This window comes from Candidatus Accumulibacter meliphilus, from assembly GCF_036625345.1.
In the GTDB taxonomy this organism is placed as follows: Bacteria; Pseudomonadota; Gammaproteobacteria; order Burkholderiales; family Rhodocyclaceae; genus Accumulibacter; species Accumulibacter meliphilus.
In genome coordinates this window covers 104,020-126,913 of sequence record NZ_JAZKTZ010000009.1, presented here as the reverse complement: position 1 = coordinate 126,913, position 22,894 = coordinate 104,020, and the positions used below count along the sequence as shown (strand labels likewise).

General features: G+C 63.0%; 18 protein-coding genes and 1 pseudogene. 7 read left to right on the top strand and 12 right to left on the bottom strand.

Going from position 1 to position 22,894, the window contains the following annotated elements; translation table 11 throughout:
- Window positions 1–10: 10 nt before the first annotated feature.
- On the bottom strand, window positions 11–1,321 hold the full coding sequence (locus V5B40_RS18645; protein WP_291995965.1) for a B12-binding domain-containing radical SAM protein: 1,311 nt from the start codon (window positions 1,319–1,321) through the stop codon (window positions 11–13).
- Window positions 1,322–1,872: 551 nt separating this feature from the next.
- On the opposite strand from V5B40_RS18645, the gene V5B40_RS18640 reads away from it, so the two are divergent.
- Entirely contained in the window at window positions 1,873–6,669 is a 4,797-nt protein-coding gene (locus V5B40_RS18640; protein WP_291995966.1) for a TIR domain-containing protein, read from the top strand.
- An 81-nt stretch (window positions 6,670–6,750) separates the two neighbouring features.
- Window positions 6,751–7,989 carry an MFS transporter gene (locus V5B40_RS18635; RefSeq protein WP_291995967.1) on the top strand — a complete coding sequence of 413 codons (1,239 nt, stop codon included), beginning with the start codon at window positions 6,751–6,753 and terminating at the stop codon, window positions 7,987–7,989.
- A gap of 142 nt (window positions 7,990–8,131) precedes the next feature.
- On the opposite strand, the gene V5B40_RS18630 is transcribed toward V5B40_RS18635, so the two are convergent.
- Window positions 8,132–8,914, bottom strand: coding sequence for an SGNH/GDSL hydrolase family protein (locus V5B40_RS18630; RefSeq protein ID WP_291995968.1), 783 nt, complete (start codon window positions 8,912–8,914; stop codon window positions 8,132–8,134).
- 404 nt (window positions 8,915–9,318) lie between these two features.
- Here V5B40_RS18630 and V5B40_RS18625 point away from each other — a divergent pair, with 404 nt between their 5' ends.
- From V5B40_RS18625 to V5B40_RS18605, 5 genes are all read left to right on the top strand, one after another.
- On the top strand, window positions 9,319–9,924 hold the full coding sequence (locus V5B40_RS18625; RefSeq protein ID WP_332355898.1) for a cytochrome b: 606 nt from the start codon (window positions 9,319–9,321) through the stop codon (window positions 9,922–9,924).
- A gap of 46 nt (window positions 9,925–9,970) precedes the next feature.
- Window positions 9,971–10,552: a YceI family protein gene (locus tag V5B40_RS18620; protein WP_332355897.1), complete on the top strand. Its 582-nt coding sequence runs from the start codon at window positions 9,971–9,973 to the stop codon at window positions 10,550–10,552.
- A 69-nt stretch (window positions 10,553–10,621) separates the two neighbouring features.
- On the top strand, window positions 10,622–11,209 hold the full coding sequence (locus V5B40_RS18615; RefSeq protein WP_332355896.1) for a YceI family protein: 588 nt from the start codon (window positions 10,622–10,624) through the stop codon (window positions 11,207–11,209).
- A gap of 79 nt (window positions 11,210–11,288) precedes the next feature.
- A complete protein-coding gene (locus V5B40_RS18610; RefSeq protein ID WP_332355895.1) occupies window positions 11,289–11,534 on the top strand; it encodes a CDGSH iron-sulfur domain-containing protein in 246 nt (81 codons plus the stop codon).
- Window positions 11,535–11,678: 144 nt separating this feature from the next.
- A complete protein-coding gene (locus V5B40_RS18605; protein ID WP_332355894.1) occupies window positions 11,679–12,269 on the top strand; it encodes a malonic semialdehyde reductase in 591 nt (196 codons plus the stop codon).
- A 78-nt stretch (window positions 12,270–12,347) separates the two neighbouring features.
- Here the strand turns inward: V5B40_RS18605 and V5B40_RS18600 are convergent, their stop codons facing one another.
- The 10 genes and pseudogenes from V5B40_RS18600 to V5B40_RS18555 all read right to left on the bottom strand — a co-directional run bounded on the left by V5B40_RS18600 (window position 12,348) and on the right by V5B40_RS18555 (window position 22,885).
- Entirely contained in the window at window positions 12,348–13,250 is a 903-nt protein-coding gene (locus V5B40_RS18600) for a DMT family transporter (protein WP_332355893.1), read from the bottom strand.
- Between the two features lie 21 nt (window positions 13,251–13,271).
- The gene (locus V5B40_RS18595; protein WP_332355964.1) at window positions 13,272–13,997 is read right to left on the bottom strand and encodes an ABC transporter ATP-binding protein; all 726 of its coding nucleotides are present in this window, start codon (window positions 13,995–13,997) and stop codon (window positions 13,272–13,274) included.
- Window positions 13,997–14,839 carry an ABC transporter ATP-binding protein gene (locus tag V5B40_RS18590; protein ID WP_332355892.1) on the bottom strand — a complete coding sequence of 281 codons (843 nt, stop codon included), beginning with the start codon at window positions 14,837–14,839 and terminating at the stop codon, window positions 13,997–13,999. The genes V5B40_RS18595 and V5B40_RS18590 overlap by 1 nt, the downstream gene beginning before the upstream one ends.
- Window positions 14,836–16,155, bottom strand: a complete 1,320-nt coding sequence (gene livM, locus V5B40_RS18585; RefSeq protein WP_332355891.1) for a high-affinity branched-chain amino acid ABC transporter permease LivM — start codon at window positions 16,153–16,155, stop codon at window positions 14,836–14,838. The genes V5B40_RS18590 and livM overlap by 4 nt, the downstream gene beginning before the upstream one ends.
- Entirely contained in the window at window positions 16,155–17,069 is a 915-nt protein-coding gene (locus V5B40_RS18580; protein WP_332355890.1) for an ABC transporter permease subunit, read from the bottom strand. The genes livM and V5B40_RS18580 overlap by 1 nt, the downstream gene beginning before the upstream one ends.
- A gap of 248 nt (window positions 17,070–17,317) precedes the next feature.
- Complete coding sequence (locus V5B40_RS18575) at window positions 17,318–17,575, bottom strand: DUF2442 domain-containing protein (protein ID WP_332355889.1); 258 nt, start codon at window positions 17,573–17,575, stop codon at window positions 17,318–17,320.
- On the bottom strand, window positions 17,572–17,751 hold the full coding sequence (locus tag V5B40_RS18570; protein ID WP_332355888.1) for a DUF4160 domain-containing protein: 180 nt from the start codon (window positions 17,749–17,751) through the stop codon (window positions 17,572–17,574). Before V5B40_RS18570 ends, V5B40_RS18575 begins: the two co-directional genes overlap by 4 nt.
- Window positions 17,744–20,894: pseudogene (gene putA, locus V5B40_RS18565) on the bottom strand (bifunctional proline dehydrogenase/L-glutamate gamma-semialdehyde dehydrogenase PutA). The gene V5B40_RS18570 and the pseudogene putA overlap by 8 nt, the downstream one beginning before the upstream one ends.
- Window positions 20,895–21,092: 198 nt before the next feature.
- Window positions 21,093–22,190, bottom strand: coding sequence for a branched-chain amino acid ABC transporter substrate-binding protein (locus V5B40_RS18560; RefSeq protein WP_332355887.1), 1,098 nt, complete (start codon window positions 22,188–22,190; stop codon window positions 21,093–21,095).
- A complete protein-coding gene (locus V5B40_RS18555) occupies window positions 22,187–22,885 on the bottom strand; it encodes a GntR family transcriptional regulator (RefSeq protein ID WP_332355886.1) in 699 nt (232 codons plus the stop codon). The genes V5B40_RS18560 and V5B40_RS18555 overlap by 4 nt, the downstream gene beginning before the upstream one ends.
- Between the last annotated feature and the right edge of the window lie 9 nt (window positions 22,886–22,894).

The window sequence follows — 22,894 nt, the reverse complement described above, 5'->3', positions numbered from 1 at the left end:
CCTCGTGCCTTTACCGAAAATTTTGCGATGCACCGGCCCAGGTGCGGCCATCGGCAATTAGCTCGTCAATTACCCGGTCGCGCCAGAGGCGGACCCGGTGGTGGTCGAAGGTGGTGGTACTGATGGTGAAGCCGGCTCGCCGTTCGCGGCCGATCTGCAGGTATCCGGAGTAGTCACGATCTATGGACACGATCCCGTACTTTTCTGGGTGGTCGTGAATCGGGGTACCCGGGTAGGCGATCAGCGGATAGACCATGAACTCCTCCCAGGGGCAGTCCTTTACCAGCGCCAGCGTTTCCTCGATGCTGTGCTCTGTCTCACCAGGGAACCCCACGATCAGGTAAATGCGTGCCGTCAGGCCGACGGCGGCCGCGTTGGCCAACGCACGGCGTATCTGAACAGGCGTCTGGCATTTGTTCATCGCGTGCCGACCAAGGATCATCGGGCTACCGGACTCGACCCCGAAGCTCACGTGCTGGCAGCCGCTGTCAACCAGCAGCTGGGCGACGTCGCGGGAGAAGCCGGTGACTCGGGCGAAGCAGCGGTAAAAGACTTCCTCGGTGCGCAGCAGCGGCGACAGCTCTTTGAGGCGCCGCTTGCTGGAAGTGAACAGATCATCCTGGAATCGGAAATGCCGCACGCCATACTGTGCTTTCAAGTGGCGAATCTCGGCGACGACATTCTCGGCCGATCGATAGCGAATTCCGTGCCCAGCCCCCATGATGTTCGAATTACAGAAAGAGCAGGGGAAGGGACAGCCACGGCTACTGACGATCGACAGGCTGCGCTGACCGGACACCGTACGGCGGTAGCTGGTGATGTCCACCAACTCGTAAGCGGGGTACGGCACGCTATCCAGGGGATCGGGTGTCTGCCCGGCGAGGATGCGCGGCGGCGTCGAAGCAGCCGCCAGGTCTTGCAGGACTCGGGCCAGCGCGAGTTCGCCTTCCCCCGTGACAACTACGTCGAAGCCGTCACCTGAAACCTGCTCTGGAAGGGCCGTGGCATGGGGGCCTCCGGCCATCAGCAAGGTACCGGGATTGCAACGCTTCACCGTCATCGCCAGGGCTACGGTCAATTCGTAACTGACGCTGTAGGTAGAAAACCCGTAGAGGTCGAAACCACGCGGCAGGTCGCGTTCCGGATCGGGATTCGCAGATCCCGCCAGGTCCACCAATTGAACCTCGTGTCCCAGATCGCGTGCGATGGCTGCCAGATAAAGTAGCCCGAGTGGCGGCTCCAGGCGATCGTCTTCCAGCGCAGGGCAGGGCGTGTGCACCAGGCACAGCCTGACCGGGCGGCAGGAGTGATTGTTTGCCATTCTGCCCGCCTCTGCGAGTCGTCAGGTTATGAATGCCATGACTACAGTGGCGTCGCCGGATGGCGGTCTGGCAGTGCGGGCGGGAGGTCGACGCTGATCCTGCTGGCTTTTGGGATCGTGTTGGCTTCGCTGGTATTGGCGGCGGCGGGGCGGTTCAAGTGACATAGCAATTGGGGCCTCCAGGAAATCCATTTGAAATGACCGCTGCTGGGGAGCGCTTGCTTTTCTGCTTGTTATCTTTCTGGCGATATCAAGGAACTAATCCTTTGTCCATTTCGTAAGTAGTGTTTCGCTTGCCCAATATTAGCGCGTATTGAAAAAAATGCTAGAGATCTCCAGTGCTCTACGCTGAATCGGCCGCTTCACTGCTTCTCCGGACGTGGACAGAGCACTGACGCAGGGTGATTTTCACGCGGTCGAAGTTCGAAGAAATCCGGTACGCTTTTGAAAGGGATTTAACGGAGCATTGCGTAGCAATACCGTAGAAAGCAGCTTGAACTCTGGGTTTTAGCCGCATAGAATCACTTCGTAGCGATTACGTAGGAAATCCCATGGCTGCCAACATACTCTCTCCCACCGCCGTCCGGCGGGCTACCGGTAAGCTGTGTGATGACCTGAGTCGAACCGATCGCACGCGGCTCGATTCGCTGCTCGCTCTGCTCGCCGACGATGGACGGATTTCACTCGCCGATGCGCTTCAGGCCTTGTTCCCGAATCAGCTAAGGGAAGGCGCGCTGACCGCTTTCCGTCAGTTCAGGAGCCGACTTCGGGAGGCTGCTGCGGAACTCGGCTTGAGGCTCTCGCTGGAAACGGACCGCCAGACCCGGGCTGCGCCGGCGGAGCGCTGGTGCTGGTTCGAGGGCGACGACGGCGCGCTTGAGGCGGCGACTCGCTTGGCTGTCGAGGAGACCGGGAACGTCCAGCGAAGTGGTCAATCGGCCATCGAGCTTCTGGAGACCCGTGACGGCAAACCAGTTGTCCGCTATTTCGTTTCCTACGCGCACAAGGACAAGGTTCAATCGGACAAGCTGCTAGAGCACTTGCAGAACCAGCTCGAGGTCTCCAAGGACTACAACTTCGAAGCCTGGACCGATCGCGATATTCTCCCCGGGGAGGGGTGGCACGAGGAGATCCAGGGCGCTATTGCACGATGTCAGTTCGGACTGCTGCTGGTTTCTGCCGGCTTCCTCGGCAGCAAGTACATCACTGCAAACGAGCTTGCGGCGTTTGTTGCCCGCGAACCGGGCGCCGCTGACCCGGGAAAGCGAGCCATCCCGGTGGCGTTGAAGCGAGTTCTGGTTGATGGCTCAATGGACCTCAAAGGTCTCGAGCAGCGCCAGATCTTCCACGACAAGGCTGGGCGGGCTTTTGCCGAGCGGAGCACAGGCAAGACCCAGGAGGACTTCGCCCGGGAGCTCTTCCAGAAAATTCTCGCTGTGGTGGCCGTTCGCTTTGCCACGCCGCCGGTTACGACCGCACAGCGATCGGCCTCACCTCGCGAGCGCGCGGAGCGTGCTCAGCGGCGCTACATCGACGAGATCTTCGATTGGCACTGTCACGTGCCCACACAGGGATTCTCCAGCGCATTGCACAAACTCGAACGTGAGCCGGAGACGCCTGCAGCCGAAGTGGAACGTGCCGATGCGCTCGCCTTTCTCGACGATTGGGTCGGTAATCCGCAGGCGCAGCCGTATTGCGCGCTGCTTGGCGAACTGGGCATGGGCAAGACGACCACCTGCATGGCTTTTGCCCGTTCACTGCTCGATCGACGCAAGGACGACCCGGCCACGCCGCTGCCGATCTACCTGGACCTGCGCCACCTCGGCGACCGCGCCCGGGCCGAGCCGGGCCTCAAGGAGATCCTCGAAAGCGTGCTCGTCAAGAGCTGGCGGGGTGGCCACGGCGAGCCCGACCTGACGGCTGACGAAGCAATCCGGCTGGTACAGAGCGAAGGCGCGGTGGCCATCTTCGATGGCCTCGACGAGGTGCTGGTGCATTTGTCGCCTGCCGGCGGGCAGCGCTTCGTCCGCGAGATTTTCCGGCTGTTGCCGCCTGTCGCGCCGGTAGGGAGGGGCCAAGCCAGTGCTAGGCCGGCGGCCAAGTTGGGGCGACGCGGACGCCTGCTGATGGCCTGCAGAACACACTTTTTCCGGACGCTGCGCGAGCAGAAGAATTTCTTCACCGCCGAAGACCGGGACGGCGTCCGAGCCGAGGACTACAGGGCTTTCGTCCTGCTGCCTTTCAGCGAAGAACAGATCCGCGAGTATCTCGCTCATACCCTGCCAGATCAGGATCCCGAGCGGGTGCTGGAGCTGATTCGGGCGGTACACAACCTTTCCGAGATGGCCGAGCGGCCGTACACCTTGAGCCTGATCACTCGCCATATCCCTGAAATCGAGCGCTGGAAGCTTGAAGGTCGAAGTGTCACCGGCGTAATGCTCTATCGTCACATGGTGCTGTCGTGGCTGGAGCGTGATGATGGCAAGCACCAGATCTTGCCGGATCACAAGCGTCGCCTGATGGAACATCTCGCGGCGGAACTGTGGCGCTGTGGGCAGCGGGTGTGGTCAGTGGGCGATCTGGAACAGTGGCTGCTTGACTTCCTGGCGCGTCGTCCCGCCATCGCCGCGCACTACGACGGCAAGGATAGAGAGCTGCTCAAGGAAGATTTGCGCACGGCGACTTTCCTGGTGCGCGAGGGGGAAGACAATTTTCGCTTCGCTCACACGTCGCTGCAGGAGTTCTTCCTGGCAGGCTATTTGTTCGAAGCGCTGCGGCAGGGTTCGCCGGAGTTGTGGGCCTTGCCGATACCGAGCCCGGAAACGCTCGATTTTCTCGGGCAGTTGCTTGCCGAGGATGGGTCGCTGCGCGACAAGACTCTGGAAACGCTGCGCGAACTGCGCGACACACGGCGGCCGCAGGCCAGTGAGTTGGCCTTCTCGTATGCACTGCTCGCTCTTCGCAAGGGCTATCCAGCGCCCTCGACCGCTGGCTTTCGCCTTGAAGGCGCTGACTTGCGGAATTGGGAGATCTGGGGGCGGGAAAGCGAGCCACGGGTTAACCTGCGTGGCGCTTGCTTGCGCGAGGCGCGCTTGTCTGGCGCGGCCTTCGCCCATCTCGATCTGGAAGGCGCTGATCTAGGTGCGGCAGACCTGTCGCACACCCAGTGGCTGTCGATTCGGGCTCCCCGATTGCGGCTCGTCGGGGCGCAACTGAAGGGTGCCCTTTTCCGACAATGCAATTTCACGCAGGCCGATTTTTCTGGTGGCGGCTTTTACCGGACGAAGTTCCTTTTCTGTCACTTTCGCGCCGCAACAGGATTGGCGGCCGAAGCTCCTGCCGCCTTCCTTGTTGCCTGTGAGGAGGTCGAGGGATGTGTAGTGCCGGCTGGAGTCGATCGCGTATTGACACCTCTAAATGGCCACCAGGAGGCCGTGACTGCCTGTGCCTGGTCGCCAGACGGGCGTCAACTGGCCTCAGGGTCACGAGACCGGACCTTGCGGCTATGGGACGCGGAAAGCGGTGACGAGCTGGCTGTGCTGCTCGGCCATGAAAAAGCCGTTTTCAATTGTGCGTGGTCGCCCGATGGGCGTCGCCTCGCTTCTGCCTCATGGGATCAGACACTGCGGCTGTGGGACGTGGCGAGTGGCAAATTGTTGTTCGTGCTGCGAGGTCATGAAGAAGCCGTCACAGCTTGCGCGTGGTCGGCCGATGGTCGTCTCGCGTCGTCCTCCTGGGATCATACCTTGCGGATTTGGGATGCGGACAGTGGAGAAATGTTGCAGGTTCTACGTGGCCATGAAGGGGAAGTGACGGCTTGCCAATGGTCGCACGGGAGTCGCCTGGCGTCTGCCTCGCGCGACCAGACATTGCGGGTATGGGATGTGGTGAGTGGTAAGTCGCTTCTGGTGCTACGAGGGCATGAAGGGGAGGTGACGGCTTGCGCGTGGTCGCCCGACGGGAGTCGCTTGGCATCCGCGTCGTCGGACCACACGCTGCGGCTGTGGGAAGTGACCAGCGGCGAGTCGCTACTGGTGTTGCGCGGCCAGGAAAAGGTGGTGTCGGCTTGCGCGTGGTCGCCCGATGGCCGCCGCGTGGCGTCAGGCACGTGGGGCGGGGACCTTTCCCTGTGGGACGCGAGTAGTGGCGAATCGCTGCTGGTGTTTTCGGGCCATCAAGGTGGCGTGCTGGCCTGTGCATGGTCGCCCGACGGCCATCGGCTGGCGTCCGCGTCCGGGGCACTGCGGATATGGGATGCGGATAGCGGCGAGTTGCTGCTGATGCGGGGAAGCCGTAGTCAGGGCGTGATGGCCTGTGCGTGGTCGCCCGATGGCCGCCGCGTGGCGTCAGGGGCGGAGGGGGGCTGGGACCTTTCCCTATGGGACGCGAGTAGTGGCAAATCGCTGCTGGTGCTTGGCCATGAAAATGGCGTGCTGGCCTGTGCATGGTCGCCCGATGGGCGCTACCTCGCGTCAACATCATGGGATGGCATGCTGCGGGTCTGGGATGCGGTGTGCGGAGACTTGCTGCGGCTGCTGAACAGAGACGATGAAGAGGTGATGGGGTTTGGGTGGTCTCCAGACGCTCGCCGCCTAGCGTGCGTCTCGCCGCGCGGGGTGCTCTGGCTATGGGACGTCGAGAGTGCCGAGACGCTGGTCGTACCTGGTGATCATGAGCAGAAAGTGTCGGCCTGCGCATGGTCGCCCGACGGTCGGCGCCTGGTAACTGCCGCGTGGGATGGGGGGCTGTGGTTATGGGATATGGAGAGTGGCGAATCGCTAAAGGTATTGAAAGGCCACGAGGAGCAGGTGTCCACCTGCGCTTGCTCGCCCGACGGGCGGCGCCTGGTCTCCGCCGCCTGCGATGGGACGCTGCGGCTATGGGACCTGGAGAGTGGCGAGTCGCTGTGGGTGCGTAGCAACCATCAGGAGGAGGAGGTCTACCCTTCTTGCTGTGCGTGGTCTCCCGACGGCCTTCGTCTGGTGACTACTTCGGACCACGGAACGTTGCGGGTATGGGACGCGCAGAGCGGCGAATCGCTACTGGTGTTGCGCGGCCACGACGAGGTAGTGTCGTCTTGTGCGTGGTCCCCGGATGGGCAGCGCCTCGTGTCTGCCTCGTGGGACGGGACGCTTCGGCTCTGGGACGCGGCGACCGGCGCGCCTCTGGGCCGACAGATTCGCTTCTTCGAGGGCGGCGCCTGGGCGTCACTCGATCTGGAACGTAATCGCATCATCGAAGTCCATGGCGACGCGTGGCGCTGGCTTGGCTGGCGGGTGCGTGATTCAGAGACCGGCCGGTGGGAAGTCTGGCCGGCGGAGACGTTTGGCGCGCTGCCGAGCAAGTAGGTGTTGCTTGGCTTTCTGCACCAATTGCACCATCCGCGCCAGAAGCAGCTAGACTCGCCGCACGCATTCCGGAGCATTCCCATGACCACCGCTGTCGACGCTGTCGCCTCCCTGCCTGAAAAAAACCACGATCTGGAAGTGATTTCCTTGATCGGTTTCGTGCATGGCGTATCACACTTCTTCCATTTGCTGCTGCCGCCGCTGTTTCCCTGGCTGATGCACGATTTTGGTTTGAGCTTTACCGGCATCGGGGCGACGATGACGATTTTCTTTGTCGTCTCGGCGATTGGGCAAGCGCTGGCCGGTTTCCTCGTCGATCGCTTTGGTGCGGCCAGGGTGCTTGGTGGCGGCATTACGTGTTTTCTGCTTGCGGCGCTGCTGCTGTCAGTGGTCGACGATTACCTTGGCTTGACTCTGGTTGCCGCGCTGGCCGGGCTGGGCAACAGTGTTTTCCACCCCGCCGACTTCACGGTGCTCAACCGGCACGTCTCGCAGCACCGGCTCGGGCACGCTTTCTCGATCCACGGTTTGTCGGGCAATCTGGGCTGGGCGCTGGCGCCGGTGTTCATGACCGGGATTGCTGCGACTGCCGGCTGGCGGGTTGCCGCGCTGGCCGCCGCGGGGGTCGCAGCGCTGGCTTTGCTGCTCGTCGCCTGGCGGCGGCGGACACTGGCTGACCCGCCGGGCTCACTGGTCGGCGGCGCAGCGGGTGGGCAGGCGATTTCGGCGTTCGGTTTTCTGCGCTCGCCGGCGGTCTGGATGTGCTTTTTGTTCTTTCTGCTGATCACCACCGCCTTTGGCGGCATTCAGAATTTCGTGACGCCGATCCTGCAAAACCTGCACGGTCTGTCCCTGGCGGCCGGGGCGACGGCGCTGTCGGCGTATCTGGTCGGTGGCGCTGGCGGCATTCTGACCGGCGGCTTCCTGGCCCAGAAAGGCGAACAGGAACGCTTGATTGCTGCGGCGCTCGGCGCCGGGGCATTGCTCACTATCGCGCTGGCGCTGCTGCCGCTGCCGCAGTGGAGCGTGTTGCCGCTGATGGTCGGTATTGGCTACTGCACGGGAATCGCCGGCCCATCGCGTGACCTGCTGGTACGCCGGGCGGCCACTTCGCGCTTCGGGCAGGCGGCCTACGGCCGCGTTTACGGCTTTGTCTACTCGGGGCTCGATACCGGCCTGGCCTTGGCGCCGCTGGTCTTCGGCGGGCTCATGGACGGCGGGCGTTTCGCCGCGGTGCTGATCGGCATTGCCGCATTGTGGGGGCTGTCGATCCTGACCGCGCTGCGCGTCGGTGGCGTTACCCGGCAGGCGGCCGCCTGAGGGTTTTGTCGGCGGCCGGGTTGATGATCAACCCGACCGCCGTGCCAGCCGGCCAGCCACGACGGTGGTCAAGCCGGGGCGGTCACGCCGACGTCGTCAAAATGCGGCAACAGGCGGGTCGGCAGGCGGGGCAGCTCTCCGCTCAGGCGATTCCTGTCCGTTCCAGCGCCGGCCGCCAGCATTTTGCGAGGCGATTGAAGCCGCGTACGGTCGGATGCAACTCGTTGGCCCAATCGTCTTCGGGCTTCAGGGTATGACGCCCGTCCACGAGTTGCAGTGTTGGCGCTTTCGCCTGCGCTTCTTCAAGGCACAGCCAGAACTCGTCGATCAGCAGCTTGACCACCTCCGGCTGCAGGGCGCGGTCTACGTTGGCTTCATCCATCGGATACTGCAACCATTGCCCGAGACCGAGGAAGCCTTTGCCGTTTGGCGGCGGATAGTCGTAGCTGTGCACGAAGACCGGCGTGCCGGGAATTTTCTCCTCGACCAGCGTGACGACGCTGAGCAGGGCGTCGATGACGCTGCTGAAGAGCTGCTTCGGCTGGCCGCTACGCAAGCAGGCGAAGGCTGAAGTAGCGTTGGAACAGTCTTCCAGGAGCAGCTTCCCGAGATCGTCACGGCCGGCGAAATCGTTGCCTCCGCCAGACAGAAAAACCGCTTTAATGGTCCGGCCATAGCCTTTCTTGCGGTCGAGGTCGCGTTCGATCTGCTCGCGAATCGGGCCTGACTCGTATTCGACGGCTTCGGCACCGCTATGGCCACGGACCAGGATGATGTGGCGCTTCTTGCGGTTCAGGCGCTTGTGCAGCTGGTTGAGAAGATTATTCTTCGGGTACCAGAACCACGAATCGCCAATCGCGAGGACGGTCGGAAACAGGCCATCCCTGGTCAATATCGATTCGTCCCAAACGGGCTTGTTGATCATTTCACCTCCTCCAGTAGATTGTTTTAACTTATCTTGCTTGTAGTGCTTGCCTTGCGGATGCGGCAGTGGTTGGCCAGCAGATAATCGCATAAGGCATGCACAATCGGCAACGGGCGCGTGTCGGCGCGGCGGCTGACGACGGCCCGGACAGCCGACAAGCGCGCAAGCCTGAGCACGGATTTTGCTACTCTCGTCGACCATCGGCCGCGTCCGCTGGCCTGCCTGGCGCAGGAACTCTTCGCTACGCGTTGAAGTCGGAGACGCGAGGCGACAAGACGACAAGGCGGGATCACAGGACACGACGCGTTTTCAGTTTTCGACGCTCAACTCTCAGCTCTCAGCTCTCAGCTCTCATGTCCTGGCTCGGCAAGAGCTGCCAGCAAACCAGAAAGAAGGTGATGACGATGTCCAAAACGATGACCAACAGGCGCTATTCCAATCCTGCCATTGCTCTGCACTGGCTGATGGCCATCCTGCTGATCAGCCTGTTCAGCCTCGGCATCTACATGCACGAACTGCCGCTATCACCCGACAAGCTCAAGCTCTATTCGTGGCACAAGTGGGCCGGCGTGAGCGCTTTCATGCTGGTCCTGCTACGCCTGCTGTGGCGAGCCGGCCACCGGCCGCCGCCCTTGCCGGCGGCGATGCCTGGCTGGCAAAAGACCGCGTCGCACGGCATGCACCATCTGCTCTACGTGTTGATGGTCGCCATTCCGCTGAGCGGCTGGCTGATGAGCTCCGCCAAAGGTTTCCAGACCGTGTATTTTGGCGTCCTGCCGCTGCCCGATCTCCTCGGCAAGGACAAGGCGCTCGGCGAGCTGCTGCAGACGGTGCACAAGATCCTCAACCTCAGTCTGGCGGCGCTGGTGGTCGCGCATGTGGGCGCTGCACTGAAGCATCATCTCGTCGACCGCGACGACATCCTGTCGCGCATGCTGCCTTTGCGCAAGCGCCGGCAGGAGTCCCCCCAGACCCAGACCCGTACCCCATCGCAGGAGCAAAGCCACTGACCGGCAGCGAAAACTTTCCCGCGTTCGACGCACCCATGGAGAAAACATGAACATCCTTCGCCCTATCCTGTCCGCGTTGCTGGCCGCGCTGCTGGTCGCCAGTGGCACCGCGCAGGCGGTCGAGTTTACGCAGTTCCAGGCCGACAAGAGCACGCTGCAGTTCGTTTCCAAACAAATGGGAGTAGCGGTCGATGGCCGCTTCAAAAAGTTCTCCGCGACCCTGGCTTTCGATCCGGCCAGGCCGGCGACGGCGACTGCCCGGCTCGAGCTCGACCTGGCCAGTGTCGATGCCGGCTCTGCGGAGGCCGACGGCGAGGTGGTCGGCAAGCCGTGGTTCAACGTCAAACTGTTCCCCACCGCCACTTTCGTGGCGACGGCGATTCGTCCGCTCGGCGGCGACAAATTCGAACTCGTTGGCAAGCTCACCATCAAGGACAAGACGCAGGATGTCAGCGCGCCTTTCAGCTTCCGGGAGGAGGGTGGTCATGCTATCTTCGCCGGCGCTTTCGTCCTCAAGCGCCTCGATTTCGGTGTTGGTGACGGTATCTGGTCCGATGTCAGCGCCGTCGCCAACGAAGTGCAAATCAAGTTTCACATCGTCGCTGCGCCCACCGCGGCCGGCAAGTAAGCCGTTGCAGGCGAGAAGTTCGGAACCGTCTGCAGAATCACCATCGCTCGCATCTCAAGGAGATATTGCATGAAGAAGCAAGTTGCCGCACGCAAAGTTTTCGCCGTTTTCGCCCTCAGCGGTCTTTTCGCAGCGCCGGTATTCGCCGCAGCCGAAACCTTTGTCGTCGATCCGAACCACACCTATCCGCGTTTCGAGTACAGCCATCTTGGTTACTCGAAGCAGATCCAGCGCTTCAACAAGACTTCCGGGACCATCGTTGTGGACCGTGCGGCCAAGACCGGCACGGTGGACATCAGCATTGACGCCAGGTCGGTGGATACCGGTTACCCATTGTTCAACGAGCATATCCAGGGCGAGGACTATTTCGATACCGCGAAGTATCCGACCATCACCTACAAGTCGACGGCCGTGAAATTCGAAGGCGACATACCGGTGTCCGTCGAAGGTCTGCTGACCATCAAGGGAGTGACCAAGCCGGTGACGCTGACCGTCACTTCGTTTCACGCCATGCCGCACCCGATGCTCAAGAAGGATGCCATCGGCGCCAATGCGGTCGCCACGATCAAACGTTCCGACTTCAACGCCGGCAAGAACGCGCCCCACGTGAGCGACGAGGTGACATTAAGCATCGCCGTCGAAGCCCTGAAGCAGTAGACTGGCGGTCGCACGGGGCCCGCGGGCCCCGCCCCGGCTTGCCCTATTGGCGAGCGACAACAAGAAACTGGAGACTGCCATGAGCGAGAACAAGCCAACTGTTGCCCAACAAGCGCCTTACGCGGTCGAGGTCGAAGCCGGCAAGACCTACTGGTGGTGCGCTTGCGGTAACAGCAGGAAGCAGCCTTTCTGCGACGGTAGCCACAAAGCTGGCCCCTACTTGCCGCTGGAGTACAAAGCGGAAGCGGCCGTGAAGTTGTACTTTTGCGGTTGCAAGCACAGCGCCAACAAGCCGCTGTGCGACGGTAGCCACAAGAAGCTTTAAGAACGAGAGAGACGAAACGGACGCAACAGCCAAAGCGACCGAAGCAGCCGAAACGGACGCCAGAAACCAAAGCGGCGAAGCGCTGCAGCGGGCATCCACAGCCGCTTCGTCAGCGCCCGCCCAAACCTCTGGAGGAGAGAGCACATGACCAGAAGCCTGAACAGCGCAGCACTCGCCCAACTATTCTGCGAAGCGCGAACCCACAACGCTTTCGCCCCCGAGCCGCTTCCCGAGGCCACTCTGCGTCATCTGTACAGCTTGATGAAGTGGGGCCCGACGTCCATGAATTGCCAGCCCGCGCGGCTGCTGTTCGTGACCAGCGCCGAGGGCAAGGCCCGTTTGGCGCCAGCACTATCGCCCGGTAACCTGGACAAGACGCTGGCTGCCCCGGCAACCGTCATCGTTGCCACCGACACGCGCTTCTACGAACATCTGCCGACGATGTTCCCGGCCTACGACGCCCAGCCAATGTTTGCCGGCAACGCGGAACTGGCTGCCAGCACCGCCGCACGCAACGGCACCTTGCAAGGCGCTTACCTGATTCTCGCCGCGCGTGCGCTGGGTCTGGATTGCGGGCCGATGTCCGGCTTCGACGCTGGCAAGCTCAACGCCGCGTTCTTTCCGGACGGGCGTTACCAGGCCAATTTTCTGTGCAATCTTGGCATCGGCGATCCCGCGGCGCTGCATCCGCGTGGGCCACGCTTGAGTTTCGAGGAAGCCTGCGAGATCGCCTGAGGGACGCCTTGTTCGTCTTTTCGCCCGTCTTCCGTGTTGCGACGAGGGACTGCGTTTTCGAGCCCGAGTGGCCGTGGCTCAACGGCCTTCGCCACGCGCCGCCAGATAGATCCCGAAGAGCAGCAGCACAAAGCCAATCCCCTGCAGCAGCGCAAACGACTCGGCGAAGAATATCCAGGCCAGCGCCGCGCTGCCGACCGGTTCGCCGAGCGTGACCACGGCGATGAAAGTCGCGGAGACGTGTTTCAGCGACCAGTTGTACGAAGTGTGCCCGAGCAACTGCGGGCCGAGCGCCATACCCAGAGCGATCAGGTAGGCGGCGCCGGAATAGCCGGCGAGCGGCGTGTTGCTCAACTGGCAGGCGAAGAGCAGAAACAGCGAGGCGCTGCCATAGGCCAGCCAGACGTAGGCCGGTAGCGGCAGATTGGCGCGCAGGCGCCGCCCGATCAGCAGGTAGGCGGAAAAACACCAGCTGCCGACGATGGCCAGGAAGTTGCCGAGCAGCGGGTCACTGCCGGCCGCACTGCTCTGGCTGTCGCTCCAGAAGATCAGCAGGCTGCCGGAAAGCGAGATGACGATGCCCAGGGCCATCACGGTACCCGGCTTTTCCCCAAAGAGAAAAAACGACGCGATGCCAACCCAGAGCAGATTGGTGGTCACCAGCGCCGTGCTGCTGGCTACCGAGGTGTATTCGAGAGAGCTGATCCAGGTGGCGAAGTGCAGCGCCAGGAAGAATCCGGCGCCGCAGGTCAGCAGGGCCTGGCGCAGGCTCAGGGCGCGCAGCACATGGCCCGATTGCCAGAGGGCAATCGGGGTGATGATCAGCGCCGCCAGTCCCAGGCGCAGGGTGGCGATGGTCAGGGACGGCAGGCCATAGCCCTGCGCCAGCCGCGCCAGAATGGCGCCGAAGGAAATCGCCAGCAGCCCGATGCCGAGGACGACAAAGGGTAGCCAGCGTGGTGGGGCTTCGCTCTTTTCCACTCTTCCGCGGCCAGCGCTCGGCTAGGCAGCGGTCTCCGTCTGGGCGCCTTCGAGATAGGCGGCGCGCACTTCCGGACTGGCCAGCAGTTCGCTCCCCGTACCGGAGAGAATGATCTGGCCGTGCTGCAGGACGTAGCCACGATGCGCCACGCGCAGGGCATGGTGCGCGTTTTGCTCGACGAGCAGGATGGTCATGCCGTGTTCGCGGTTGAGCTCGCGAATGATCTGGAAAATCTTCTTGATATACAGTGGCGCCAGGCCCAGAGAAGGCTCGTCGAGGAGCAGCAGTTGCGGCCGGCTCATCAGCGCGCGGGCGATGGCCAGCATCTGCTGTTCGCCACCGGAAAGCGTGCCGGCACTCTGCGTGCAACGCTCTTCGAGAATCGGAAAAAGGGTGTACATGCGTTTGAGGTCGACCGCGAAGTTGCTCTCTTCGCCGAGAACGGCGCCCATTTGCAGGTTTTCGAGGACCGACATGCGCGGGAAAATACGCCGCCCTTCGGGCACCAGGGCGATGCCGCGGCGGGCGATGTCATGGGTCGGCAGGGCGGTGATGTCTTCGCCGTCGAAGACGATGCGCCCGGCCGAGGCGCGCGGCTGGCCGAAGATGGACATCATCAGCGTCGACTTGCCAGCGCCGTTGGCGCCGATCAGGGTCACCACCTCGCCGACCTGCACTGCCACATCGACGCCGTGCAGGGCGTGGATGCTTCCATAGTGGGCATGGACACCCGACAGTTGCAGCATCATGAGTTGGCCTCCGCGTGCAGTTGTTCGTCGGCATCGTCCTCGCCCAGATAGGCCTTTATGACGTTCGCGTCCTGCTGGATGTGCGCTGGCGTGCCTTCGGCGATCTTGCGCCCGTAGTTGAGCACGCAGATATGGTCCGAGACGTTCATCACCACACTCATGTCGTGCTCGATGAGCAGGATGGCGATGCCTTCGTCAGCTGCCAGGTGCTTGAGAAGTTCGTTGAGTTCGGCCGATTCGCGCGGATTGAGGCCGGCGGCCGGCTCGTCGAGGCAGAGCAGTAGCGGGTCGACACAGAGAGCGCGCGCGATCTCGATGCGCCGCTGCATGCCGTAGGGCAGGTCGCCGGCCGCGGTATTGGCCTTGTCGATCAGCTCCAGCCGCTGCAGCCAGCCGATGGCCTTTTCCATCGCCGCCGCCTCGGCACGCCGATAGCCGGCGAGGCCGAAAAGTCCGGCCAGCGAAAAACGCGACGCATGCTGCAGCGCATTGTGCTGGGCCACCATCAGGTTTTCGAGGACGGTCATTTTCGGGAACAGGCGAATGTTCTGAAAAGTGCGCACTACCTGCGCCTTGTGCGCCACCTGGTGGCTGGGCAGGGTTTCGAGGCGCATCAGCCCGCGCTTTGGGTGGTTCAGGCGGACGCTGCCTTCGGTCGGCTTGTAGAAGCCGGTCAGGCAGTTGAAGAAAGTCGTCTTGCCGGCACCGTTAGGTCCGATGACGCCGGTGATCTGGCGTGCGGCGACGTCCAGCGACATGTCGTCGATGGCCAGGAGACCCCCGAAGCGCATGGTCAGGCGCTCGACGCTGAGCAGCGGAGTGGTGTTGGTGGCGCTCATTTGCCGTCTCCGTCGGCGACATAACGCAGCGTCGGTTCGCGGTGCGACAGGATGCCGCCCGGCTTCCAGACCATGATCAGGACCATCGCCGCGCCGAAGAGCAGCATCCGGTACTCGGCGAAATCGCGTCCCAACTCGGGCAGCAGGACCAGTACCAGCGAGGCCAGGACGACGCCCAGCTGGCTGCCCATGCCGCCGAGAACGACGATCGCCAGGATGATCGCCGATTCGCTGAACGTGAAGGATTCCGGCGAGATGAAGCCCATCCGGGCAGCGAAGAAAACACCGGCAAAACCGCCGAGCATGGCCCCGATGGCAAAGGCCGAGAGCTTGACGTTGCGGGCGTTGATGCCCATTGCCTTGCAGGCGATCTCGTCTTCGCGGATCGCTTCCCAGGCGCGTCCGATCGGCAGTTTGCGCATGCGCGAGACGAAAAGGTTGGTGAGCAGCGCCAGCGCCAGGATCAGGTAGTAGAGAAAGATCAGGCGCTGGATTGGCGAATACTCGATACCGAAAAACGAGGCAAAGGTCGGGTCGTCGCCGGGCGGCTTGAGCTCAAGACCGAAGAAGGTCGGGCGCGGAATCGACGCAATGCCGTTCGGGCCGCCGGAGAGCTCGGTCCAGTTCACCAGAATGACGCGAATGATCTCACCGAAACCGAGCGTCACGATGGCCAGATAGTCGCCGCGCAGGCGCAGCGTCGGCCAGCCGAGCAGGACCCCGAAAAGCGCTGCCATGCCGCCGGCCACGGGTAGGGCCTGCCAGAAGCCCCAGCCGAATTCGGTTCCCAGGATGGCATAGGTGTAGGCACCGACGGCGTAGAAGGCGACGTAACCCAGGTCGAGCAGACCGGCCAGGCCGACGACGACGTTCAGCCCCCAACCGAGCATGACGTAGATGAGCACGGTGGTCGCGGTATCGACGACGTAACGGTTGTCGGCAAAGAACATCGGCAAGGTCAGTGCGACGCCGAAGGCTGCCCAGGCGACCCAGGTGAGCAGCGGGCTGCCGGCGCGCCCACTGCTGTCGGTCAGCGCTGCCGCGGCCGTGGCCGCGCTCGAGCGCTCCCGCGTCAGTTGGTGCGCCTTGAACTGGTCGATGCCGTAACGCAGAACCAGCCGGCCGGCGAAAGCGACGCCGACGAAGGTGAACAGGGTCGGCCAGCGAGTGGCAATCTGCAACGCGCCGCCGCTATCGACGGTAGTCAGACCGATCATCGGAATGCCCAGCAGCAGGGCAATAAAGGCCACCGCGGCGGCGTCCTTGAGACGCGTCGCGGGCGAGAGGCTGTGCGGGGCGAGAACGAAAGCGGCCATCAGACTTTCTCCACTTCAGGACGGCCGAGCAGGCCGGAAGGGCGGAACATCAGGACCAGGATCAGGATGCTGAAAGTCGCCACGTCCTTGTATTCGGCGGACAGATAGGCGGCCCAGAAAGCTTCGATCAGGCCAATCAGCAGGCCGCCGAGCATCGCCCCCGGCAGCGAGCCGATGCCGCCGAGAACGGCCGCCGTGAACGCCTTGATGCCGGCGACGAAACCGATGAAGAAGTCGACCACCCCGTAATAGACGGTGACCATCACCCCGGCCACCGCCGCCAGCGCTGCACCGAGCATGAAAGTCAGCGAAATCGTGCGGTCGACATTGATGCCGAGCAGGGCGGTCATGGTTCGATCCTGCTCGCAGGATCGTTGCTGTCGCCCGAATGAGGTTTTTGTGATCAGGTAAGTGAAGCCGACCATCAGCGCAACGGTGACGATGACGATGAGAATCTGCGTGTAGGCCAGGCGAACGGTGAAGCCGTCGACGGTCATCAGGTCGATGCCGCCGACCAGCACTGGTGGGATCGGTTTGACGCGCGCGCCCTGCGTCAGCTGCACCATGTTCTGCAGGAAAATCGACATGCCGATCGCCGAAATCAGTGGCGCCAGGCGCGTCGCCCCGCGCAGCGGCCGGTAAGCGATGCGCTCGACGGCCCAGCCATAGACCGAGGTAAACAGGACGGCGATGATCAGCACCAGCACCAGAGCCAGAGGCACCGAGCTGATCGCGAAACTGGCGAGCAGGGTGAACACGGTGACGGCGATGAAGGCGCTGACCATGTAGATGTCACCGTGCGCGAAGTTGATCATCCCGATGATGCCGTAGACCATCGTGTACCCGATGGCGATCAGGCCATAGACGGCACCAAGCGTCAGGCCGTTGATCAGTTGCTGAAGTGCAAGAGCCATCACCTTCCTCCTTTGCTGCTGGCGCGAAATGCGCTGATTATTGTGCTTGCGTCAGACCGTCAAACTTCGCCGGCACGCGCAGCGTCAGAATCTTCCGGGCTCTGGAATGCCAAGGTCACGGCAGGCTGCCATGGCGCCAGTCATGTGACGCGACCGCCGATAGCTTCGGTAGCCGTCAAACTGGCAGCGCTTCGGACCGAAATCGCTTCGGTCGGCAAGCATCAGTATTGGGTAGGTCACGATTGTGGTCAGGCGCTTCGTCTGCTCATGGTCGGATGATGTGCGACACCAAGCAGACCATCGATCGAGATGTCTTCGTCGATCAATTTCCAGTGAATACCATACCCCGAGGGAGAAACTTCGAATTCCTTCTGTTCTTCCTCCGTCGCGGCCGCCAGCGCCGGTGATATTTGCTTCAGGTCACGCTGAATTCTCTGGCCGTCGACGACGAGGCTGAGAATGCCCCGTTCGATAGCGATGCCATCCACTTCATGGTGCTTTTTCATTTTCCCCGCCTTTCCTGTAATTCTCTCCACTGCTCAACGATATAATCGAAGTGCTCAAAGATTATTTGACGTATTTGCTTCCTGTCCCGGGATGACAATCCGTAACAATAGGCTTCCTGAATATCAAAGCCGTCTACATCGATCCAGTATTTGCATCTCGGCGCTTTCTCATTCATCACCCGCGTCGAGCGCCATCAAGCTGGCATTGCCGCCCGCCGCGGTGGTATCGACCGACAGCGTGCGCTCGCTGGCGAAACGGTAAAGATAGTGCGGCCCACCGGCCTTCGGCCCGGTGCCCGACAGTCCTTCACCACCGAAAGGCTGCACGCCGACGACCGCGCCGATGAGGTTGCGGTTGACGTAGGTGTTGCCGACATGGAGGCGGGCAGTGATGCGGCGGATGGTGTTCTCGATGCGGCTGTGGATGCCCAGGGTCAGGCCGTAGCCGGTGCTGGCGATGGCGTCGCAGACTTCGTCGAGATCCTCGCCGCGCCAGCGGACGATGTGCAGGATCGGCCCGAAGACTTCGCGTTCGAGGCGCGACAGGCTGTCGATTTCGTAGGCGCGTGGGGCAAAGAAGCTGCCGTCGGCGGTGGCCTGCTCGTCGAGCGCGCAGGTATAGAGCGGGGTGGCAAAACTGTCCAGCCAGCTGGCGTGGGCGACGAGCACCTTGCGCGCGGCTTCGTCGATTACCGGGCCGACGTCGGTGCGCAGGTCGGCCGGGTCGCCGATGCGCAGTTCCTGCATCGCGCCGGCGAGCATCGTGCCGACGCGGTCGGCAATATCCGCCTGGACGAAGAGCACGCGTAGCGCCGAGCAGCGCTGACCGGCCGAATTGAAGGCCGAGGCGAGGACGTCGCGGACGATCTGTTCGGGCAGTGCCGACGAGTCGGCGATCAGCGCGTTCTGACCACCGGTCTCGGCGATCAACGGCACCAGCGGGCCGTCCTTGCCGGCCAGGCTGCGGGCGATGATGCGCGCCACCTCGGTCGAGCCGGTGAAGGCCACGCCGGCGCATTCGCGGCCGGCGACCATCGCCGCACCGACGCGGCCATCGCCGGGCAGGAAGGCCAGGACATTGGTCGGGATGCCGGCGCTGTGCAGCATGCCCACAGCCAGCGCAGCGACCAGTGGCGTCTGCTCGGCGGGCTTGGCGAGCACCGTGTTGCCGGCGGCCAGCGCCGCGGCGACCTGGCCGACGAAAATGGCCAGCGGGAAATTCCACGGGCTGATGCAGACGAAAACTCCGCGGCCGTGCAGCGACAGGCTGTTGCTCTCGCCGGTCGGGCCGGGTAGCACGATCGGCGCGGCGAACTTCTCCCTGGCCTGGGCGGCGTAGTAGCGGCAGAAATCGATCGCCTCGCGGACTTCGGAAACGGCGTCGACCTGGATGCGGCCGCCTTCGCGAACGATCAGCGCGACCAGTTCCGGGAGGCCTTCCTGCATCAGGTCGGCGGCACGCTCGAGAGCGGCCGCACGGGTGGCGGCGGGCGTCGCTTCCCAGGCCGGGAAGGCCGCCTGCGCGACCGCCAGCGCGGCGTTGACGTCGGCGACGCTGGCTTCGATCACCTGTCCGACGACTTCGCGCTGGTTGGCCGGCGAACAGACCGGCCGGCTGCTGGCGCCGGTTCCCTGCTTGCCGCCAATCAGCGGCGCGGCGAGGTAGTTCACCGTCTGGCTTTGCTGGATGGCCTGGTGCAGGTCTTGCAGTGCGGCTTTGTCGTTCATGTCCGGTCCTTCACTGTTGGCGCGTTTGGCACCGAAAATGTCACGTGGCAGCGGGATGCGCGGCTGGCGTTTGACCGCCAGCGCGGCCAGTCTTTCGACCGGGTCGGCAATCAGCGCGTCGATCGGCAGCTCGGCGTCGGCGATGCGATTGACGAAGGACGAGTTGGCACCATTCTCGAGGAGGCGACGAACCAGGTAGGCGAGCAGGTCTTCATGGCTGCCGACCGGCGCGTAAACGCGACAGGGCCGGTTCCATTTCCTGGCCCCGACGATCTGGTCGTAGAGCTCTTCGCCCATGCCGTGCAGGCGCTGGTATTCCCACTCGTCGCTGCCGCCGGCGCTGATCGCGATTTCGGCGACGGCGGCGAGGGTGTGCGCGTTGTGCGTCGCGAATGCCGGGTAGAAGGCCTGAGGATCGGCGAACAAGCGCCTGGTACAGGCCAGGTAGGAGACGTCGCTGGTCACCTTGCGCGTAAACACCGGGTAATCGCCATGCCCACGCTCCTGCGCGATCTTGATCTCGGCGTCCCAGTAGGCGCCTTTGCACAGGCGCACCAGCAAGCGCCGCTGACCACGGTGGGCGACGTCGGCAAGCCAGTCGAGCAGGGGCAGGGCGCGTTTCTGGTAGGCCTGGATGGCCAGACCGAGCCCGTTCCAGCCGAGCAGTTCGTGATCGGTGGCCAGCGCTTCGATCAGTCCCATCGACAGTTCGAGGCGCTCGGCTTCCTCGGCGTCGATGGTCAGGCCGATGTTCCTGGCCTTGGCCCTGACCGCCAGCGCCTTGATCGCCGGCAGCAGTTCGCGGCGCACACGTTCTTCGTTGGCGACTTCATAACGCGGGTGCAAGGCGGAGAGCTTGATCGAGATCGATGGCGCGATGAACGGCGGCCGACCACTGGCCGAGTCGCCGATGGCGGCGATCGCCTTGCTGTAGGAATCGAAGTAGCGCAGCGCGTCGGCGCTGGTGCGTGCGGCTTCGCCGAGCATGTCGTAGGAGTGCCGGTAGCCGGCTTTTTCCGCCGCTACGTGCGCGCTCCAGCGCCTCATTGATATTACGCCCCATGACGAACTGCTTGCCGAGAATGCGCATCGCGGTGGTCACCGCCTGGCGGATCACGGGTTCGCCGGTGCGCGAAACCAGGCGCTTGAGAATGCCGCTGACGTTGCGCTGCGCCGTGTCGAGATTGACGATCTGGCCGGTGAGCATCAAGGCCCAGGTGCCGGCATTGACGAAAGTGCTGTGCGAGGCGCCGAGTCGCTTCTGCCACTCGGTGCTGCCGATCTTGTCGCGAATCAGGCGATCGACGGTGTCTGCGTCGGGAATGCGCAGCAGCGCTTCGGCGAGGCACATCAGCACCACCCCCTCGCGCGACGAAAGGTCGTAGGTGGTCAGGAAGGCATCGATGCCGCCGCTTTTCAAGCGTTGGTCGCGAACCGTCTGCACCAGCGGCGTCGCGCGTTGGCGGATACCCTGCTGTTCGGATGCGGTGAAGCGCGCCTTGGCGATCAGCTCCTCGACGAGCGTTTCCTCGTCAATGCGATGATAGTCACGCAAACGCTGCCGTAGTGCTTGCGGTGTGGCCACGCTCATGCTCTCTCCCGTCGAGTCGAGTTGATGCGAGTTGATGCGAGTTGATGCGAGTTGATGCGAGTTCATGAGTTCATGCGATTTGGCACGCTGCGTCGGTGCCGCCTTGCCTTGTGGAAATGTCCGCCCTCGGGGCGGACGCCGCGAGTCGTTCTCGGTCCCGGTGCCGGCTGGCCGAGCCAGCCGGCACCACGTCGCTGCTTACTTCTTCACGTAATCGTACTTGCCACCTTGCCACTGATAGACCATGAAGCCGGGCAGCTTGTTGTCGCCCTTGGCGTCGAAACTCAGTGTGCCGATCACCGTGTCGAAGCTGCCTGAACGCATCGCCTTCTCGAGGTCCTTGTACTTGGTGCTCTTGGCCTTGTCCGCGGCTTCGGCGAACAACTGCATGGCCGCATAGGCGTACATCACGTAGCCCTCGGGCTCGACCTTGGCGTCACGAAACTTCTTGACGACGGCGGCGGCAGAAGGGTTCTTGCGCGGATCCGGCGCGAAGGTGAAGAACACGTTGTCGGCGGCCGGGCCGGCAGCGGTCACCAGTTCGGAGTTGGTCATCGTGTCGCCACCCATCACCATCAGTTTCAGGCCTGCCTGCTGTGCCTGGCGCAGGATCAGCGCGACTTCCGTGTGGTAGCCACCGAAAGCCATCACTTCAACGCCGGCCGACTTGAGCTTGCTGACCAGACCCGAATAGTCTTTTTCGCCGGCGGTGATCGATTCGCGCAGCGCTGGCTTGACGCCTTTCGCTTCCATCGCCTTGGCAATCTCATCGGCGAGGCCCTTGCCGTAAGCGTTCTTGTCATCGACCACGGCAATTTTCTGGCCCTTGAAGTGCTCGGCCAGGAAAGTGCCGGCGACCAGGCCTTGCTGGTCATCGCGGCCCATGATCCGGAAAATGTTCTTCAAGCCGCGCTCGGTGACCTGCGGGTTGGTCGACACGGTCGCCATCGGAATCTGCGACTCGTTGTAGACGTCGGAGGCCGGGATCGTCGAGCTCGAACACCAGTGCCCGTGCATGAAGACGATCTGCTTGTTGACCATCGTATTGGCCACTGAAACGGCCTGTTTCGGATCGCAGGCGTCGTCGCCGATTTCCAGTTGCAGCTTCTGGCCAAGGACGCCGCCTTTGGCGTTGATGTCGGCGATGGCCATCTCGGCGCCCTTGCGGATCTGGTCACCCGCCGACGCGTATTGACCGGTCATCGGGCCGGCGATGGCCACCAGAATATCGGCGTAAGCGCTGCCGCCGGCGAGGGCCAGCAGACTGAAGCTGGCCATCAGGATCGATTTCTTCATTTGTTTCCTCCTTTGCTACGGTGGTAATTCAGGTAATGGACAAGTGACGCACCCGCGTCGAGCACATGTGCCCGCGTGAGTTCTGCCGCCGCGTCCGGGTCCCGGCGGACGAACGCGTCGAGAATCTCGCTGTGTTCGTACAGGGTCTTGGGCAGTTCGGTGGTGATCGACAACAGTGCGCGCACGTAGCGCTCGACCTTGTTGTACAGCGATCGGATTTCGGCAAGCAGGATCGGGCGTTCGGCTGCGGCGTACAGCGTCGAGTGGAACAGCCAGTTCAACTCGCCCCAGCGACCGGCGTCGGTGGCCAGGGCGAAAGCAGCAAGATGCTGACGAGCGCTGGCGATGGCCTGCTCGTCGATAAGCGGCGCCGACAGGCGGGCCGCGCGCGCTTCGAGCATGGCCCGGATTTCCATGTATTCGCCGATCTCGGCGGCCGACAGCGAGGCGACCACGGCGCCCCGGTTGGGCAGGAAAGTCACCAGGCCTTTGGCCTCGAGGTGCTTCAATGCTTCGCGGACGGGGATCTTGCTGACGTGAAAGTGGCTGGCGATTTCGTCCTGGCGGAGCAGTTCGCCCGCCGGCAGCACACCATCGACGATCGCTTTCTTGAGCATCTGTGCCACATGGTCCGACGCGCTGAGGCGGGGGATCTTTTGGGCAGCGATCTGTTCAAGCGCCGACGGAATGGTCAATGAGGAAGC

Coding starts and splice junctions, on each gene's coding strand:
- V5B40_RS18645 (WP_291995965.1), bottom strand. CDS start 1,321: ATGGCAAACAATCACTCCTGCCGCCCGGTCAGGCTGTGCCTGGTGCAC.
- V5B40_RS18640 (WP_291995966.1), top strand. CDS start 1,873: ATGGCTGCCAACATACTCTCTCCCACCGCCGTCCGGCGGGCTACCGGT.
- V5B40_RS18635 (WP_291995967.1), top strand. CDS start 6,751: ATGACCACCGCTGTCGACGCTGTCGCCTCCCTGCCTGAAAAAAACCAC.
- V5B40_RS18630 (WP_291995968.1), bottom strand. CDS start 8,914: ATGATCAACAAGCCCGTTTGGGACGAATCGATATTGACCAGGGATGGC.
- V5B40_RS18625 (WP_332355898.1), top strand. CDS start 9,319: ATGTCCAAAACGATGACCAACAGGCGCTATTCCAATCCTGCCATTGCT.
- V5B40_RS18620 (WP_332355897.1), top strand. CDS start 9,971: ATGAACATCCTTCGCCCTATCCTGTCCGCGTTGCTGGCCGCGCTGCTG.
- V5B40_RS18615 (WP_332355896.1), top strand. CDS start 10,622: ATGAAGAAGCAAGTTGCCGCACGCAAAGTTTTCGCCGTTTTCGCCCTC.
- V5B40_RS18610 (WP_332355895.1), top strand. CDS start 11,289: ATGAGCGAGAACAAGCCAACTGTTGCCCAACAAGCGCCTTACGCGGTC.
- V5B40_RS18605 (WP_332355894.1), top strand. CDS start 11,679: ATGACCAGAAGCCTGAACAGCGCAGCACTCGCCCAACTATTCTGCGAA.
- V5B40_RS18595 (WP_332355964.1), bottom strand. CDS start 13,997: ATGCTGCAACTGTCGGGTGTCCATGCCCACTATGGAAGCATCCACGCC.
- V5B40_RS18590 (WP_332355892.1), bottom strand. CDS start 14,839: ATGAGCGCCACCAACACCACTCCGCTGCTCAGCGTCGAGCGCCTGACC.
- livM (WP_332355891.1), bottom strand. CDS start 16,155: ATGGCCGCTTTCGTTCTCGCCCCGCACAGCCTCTCGCCCGCGACGCGT.
- V5B40_RS18580 (WP_332355890.1), bottom strand. CDS start 17,069: ATGGCTCTTGCACTTCAGCAACTGATCAACGGCCTGACGCTTGGTGCC.
- V5B40_RS18575 (WP_332355889.1), bottom strand. CDS start 17,575: ATGAAAAAGCACCATGAAGTGGATGGCATCGCTATCGAACGGGGCATT.
- V5B40_RS18570 (WP_332355888.1), bottom strand. CDS start 17,751: ATGAATGAGAAAGCGCCGAGATGCAAATACTGGATCGATGTAGACGGC.
- V5B40_RS18560 (WP_332355887.1), bottom strand. CDS start 22,190: ATGAAGAAATCGATCCTGATGGCCAGCTTCAGTCTGCTGGCCCTCGCC.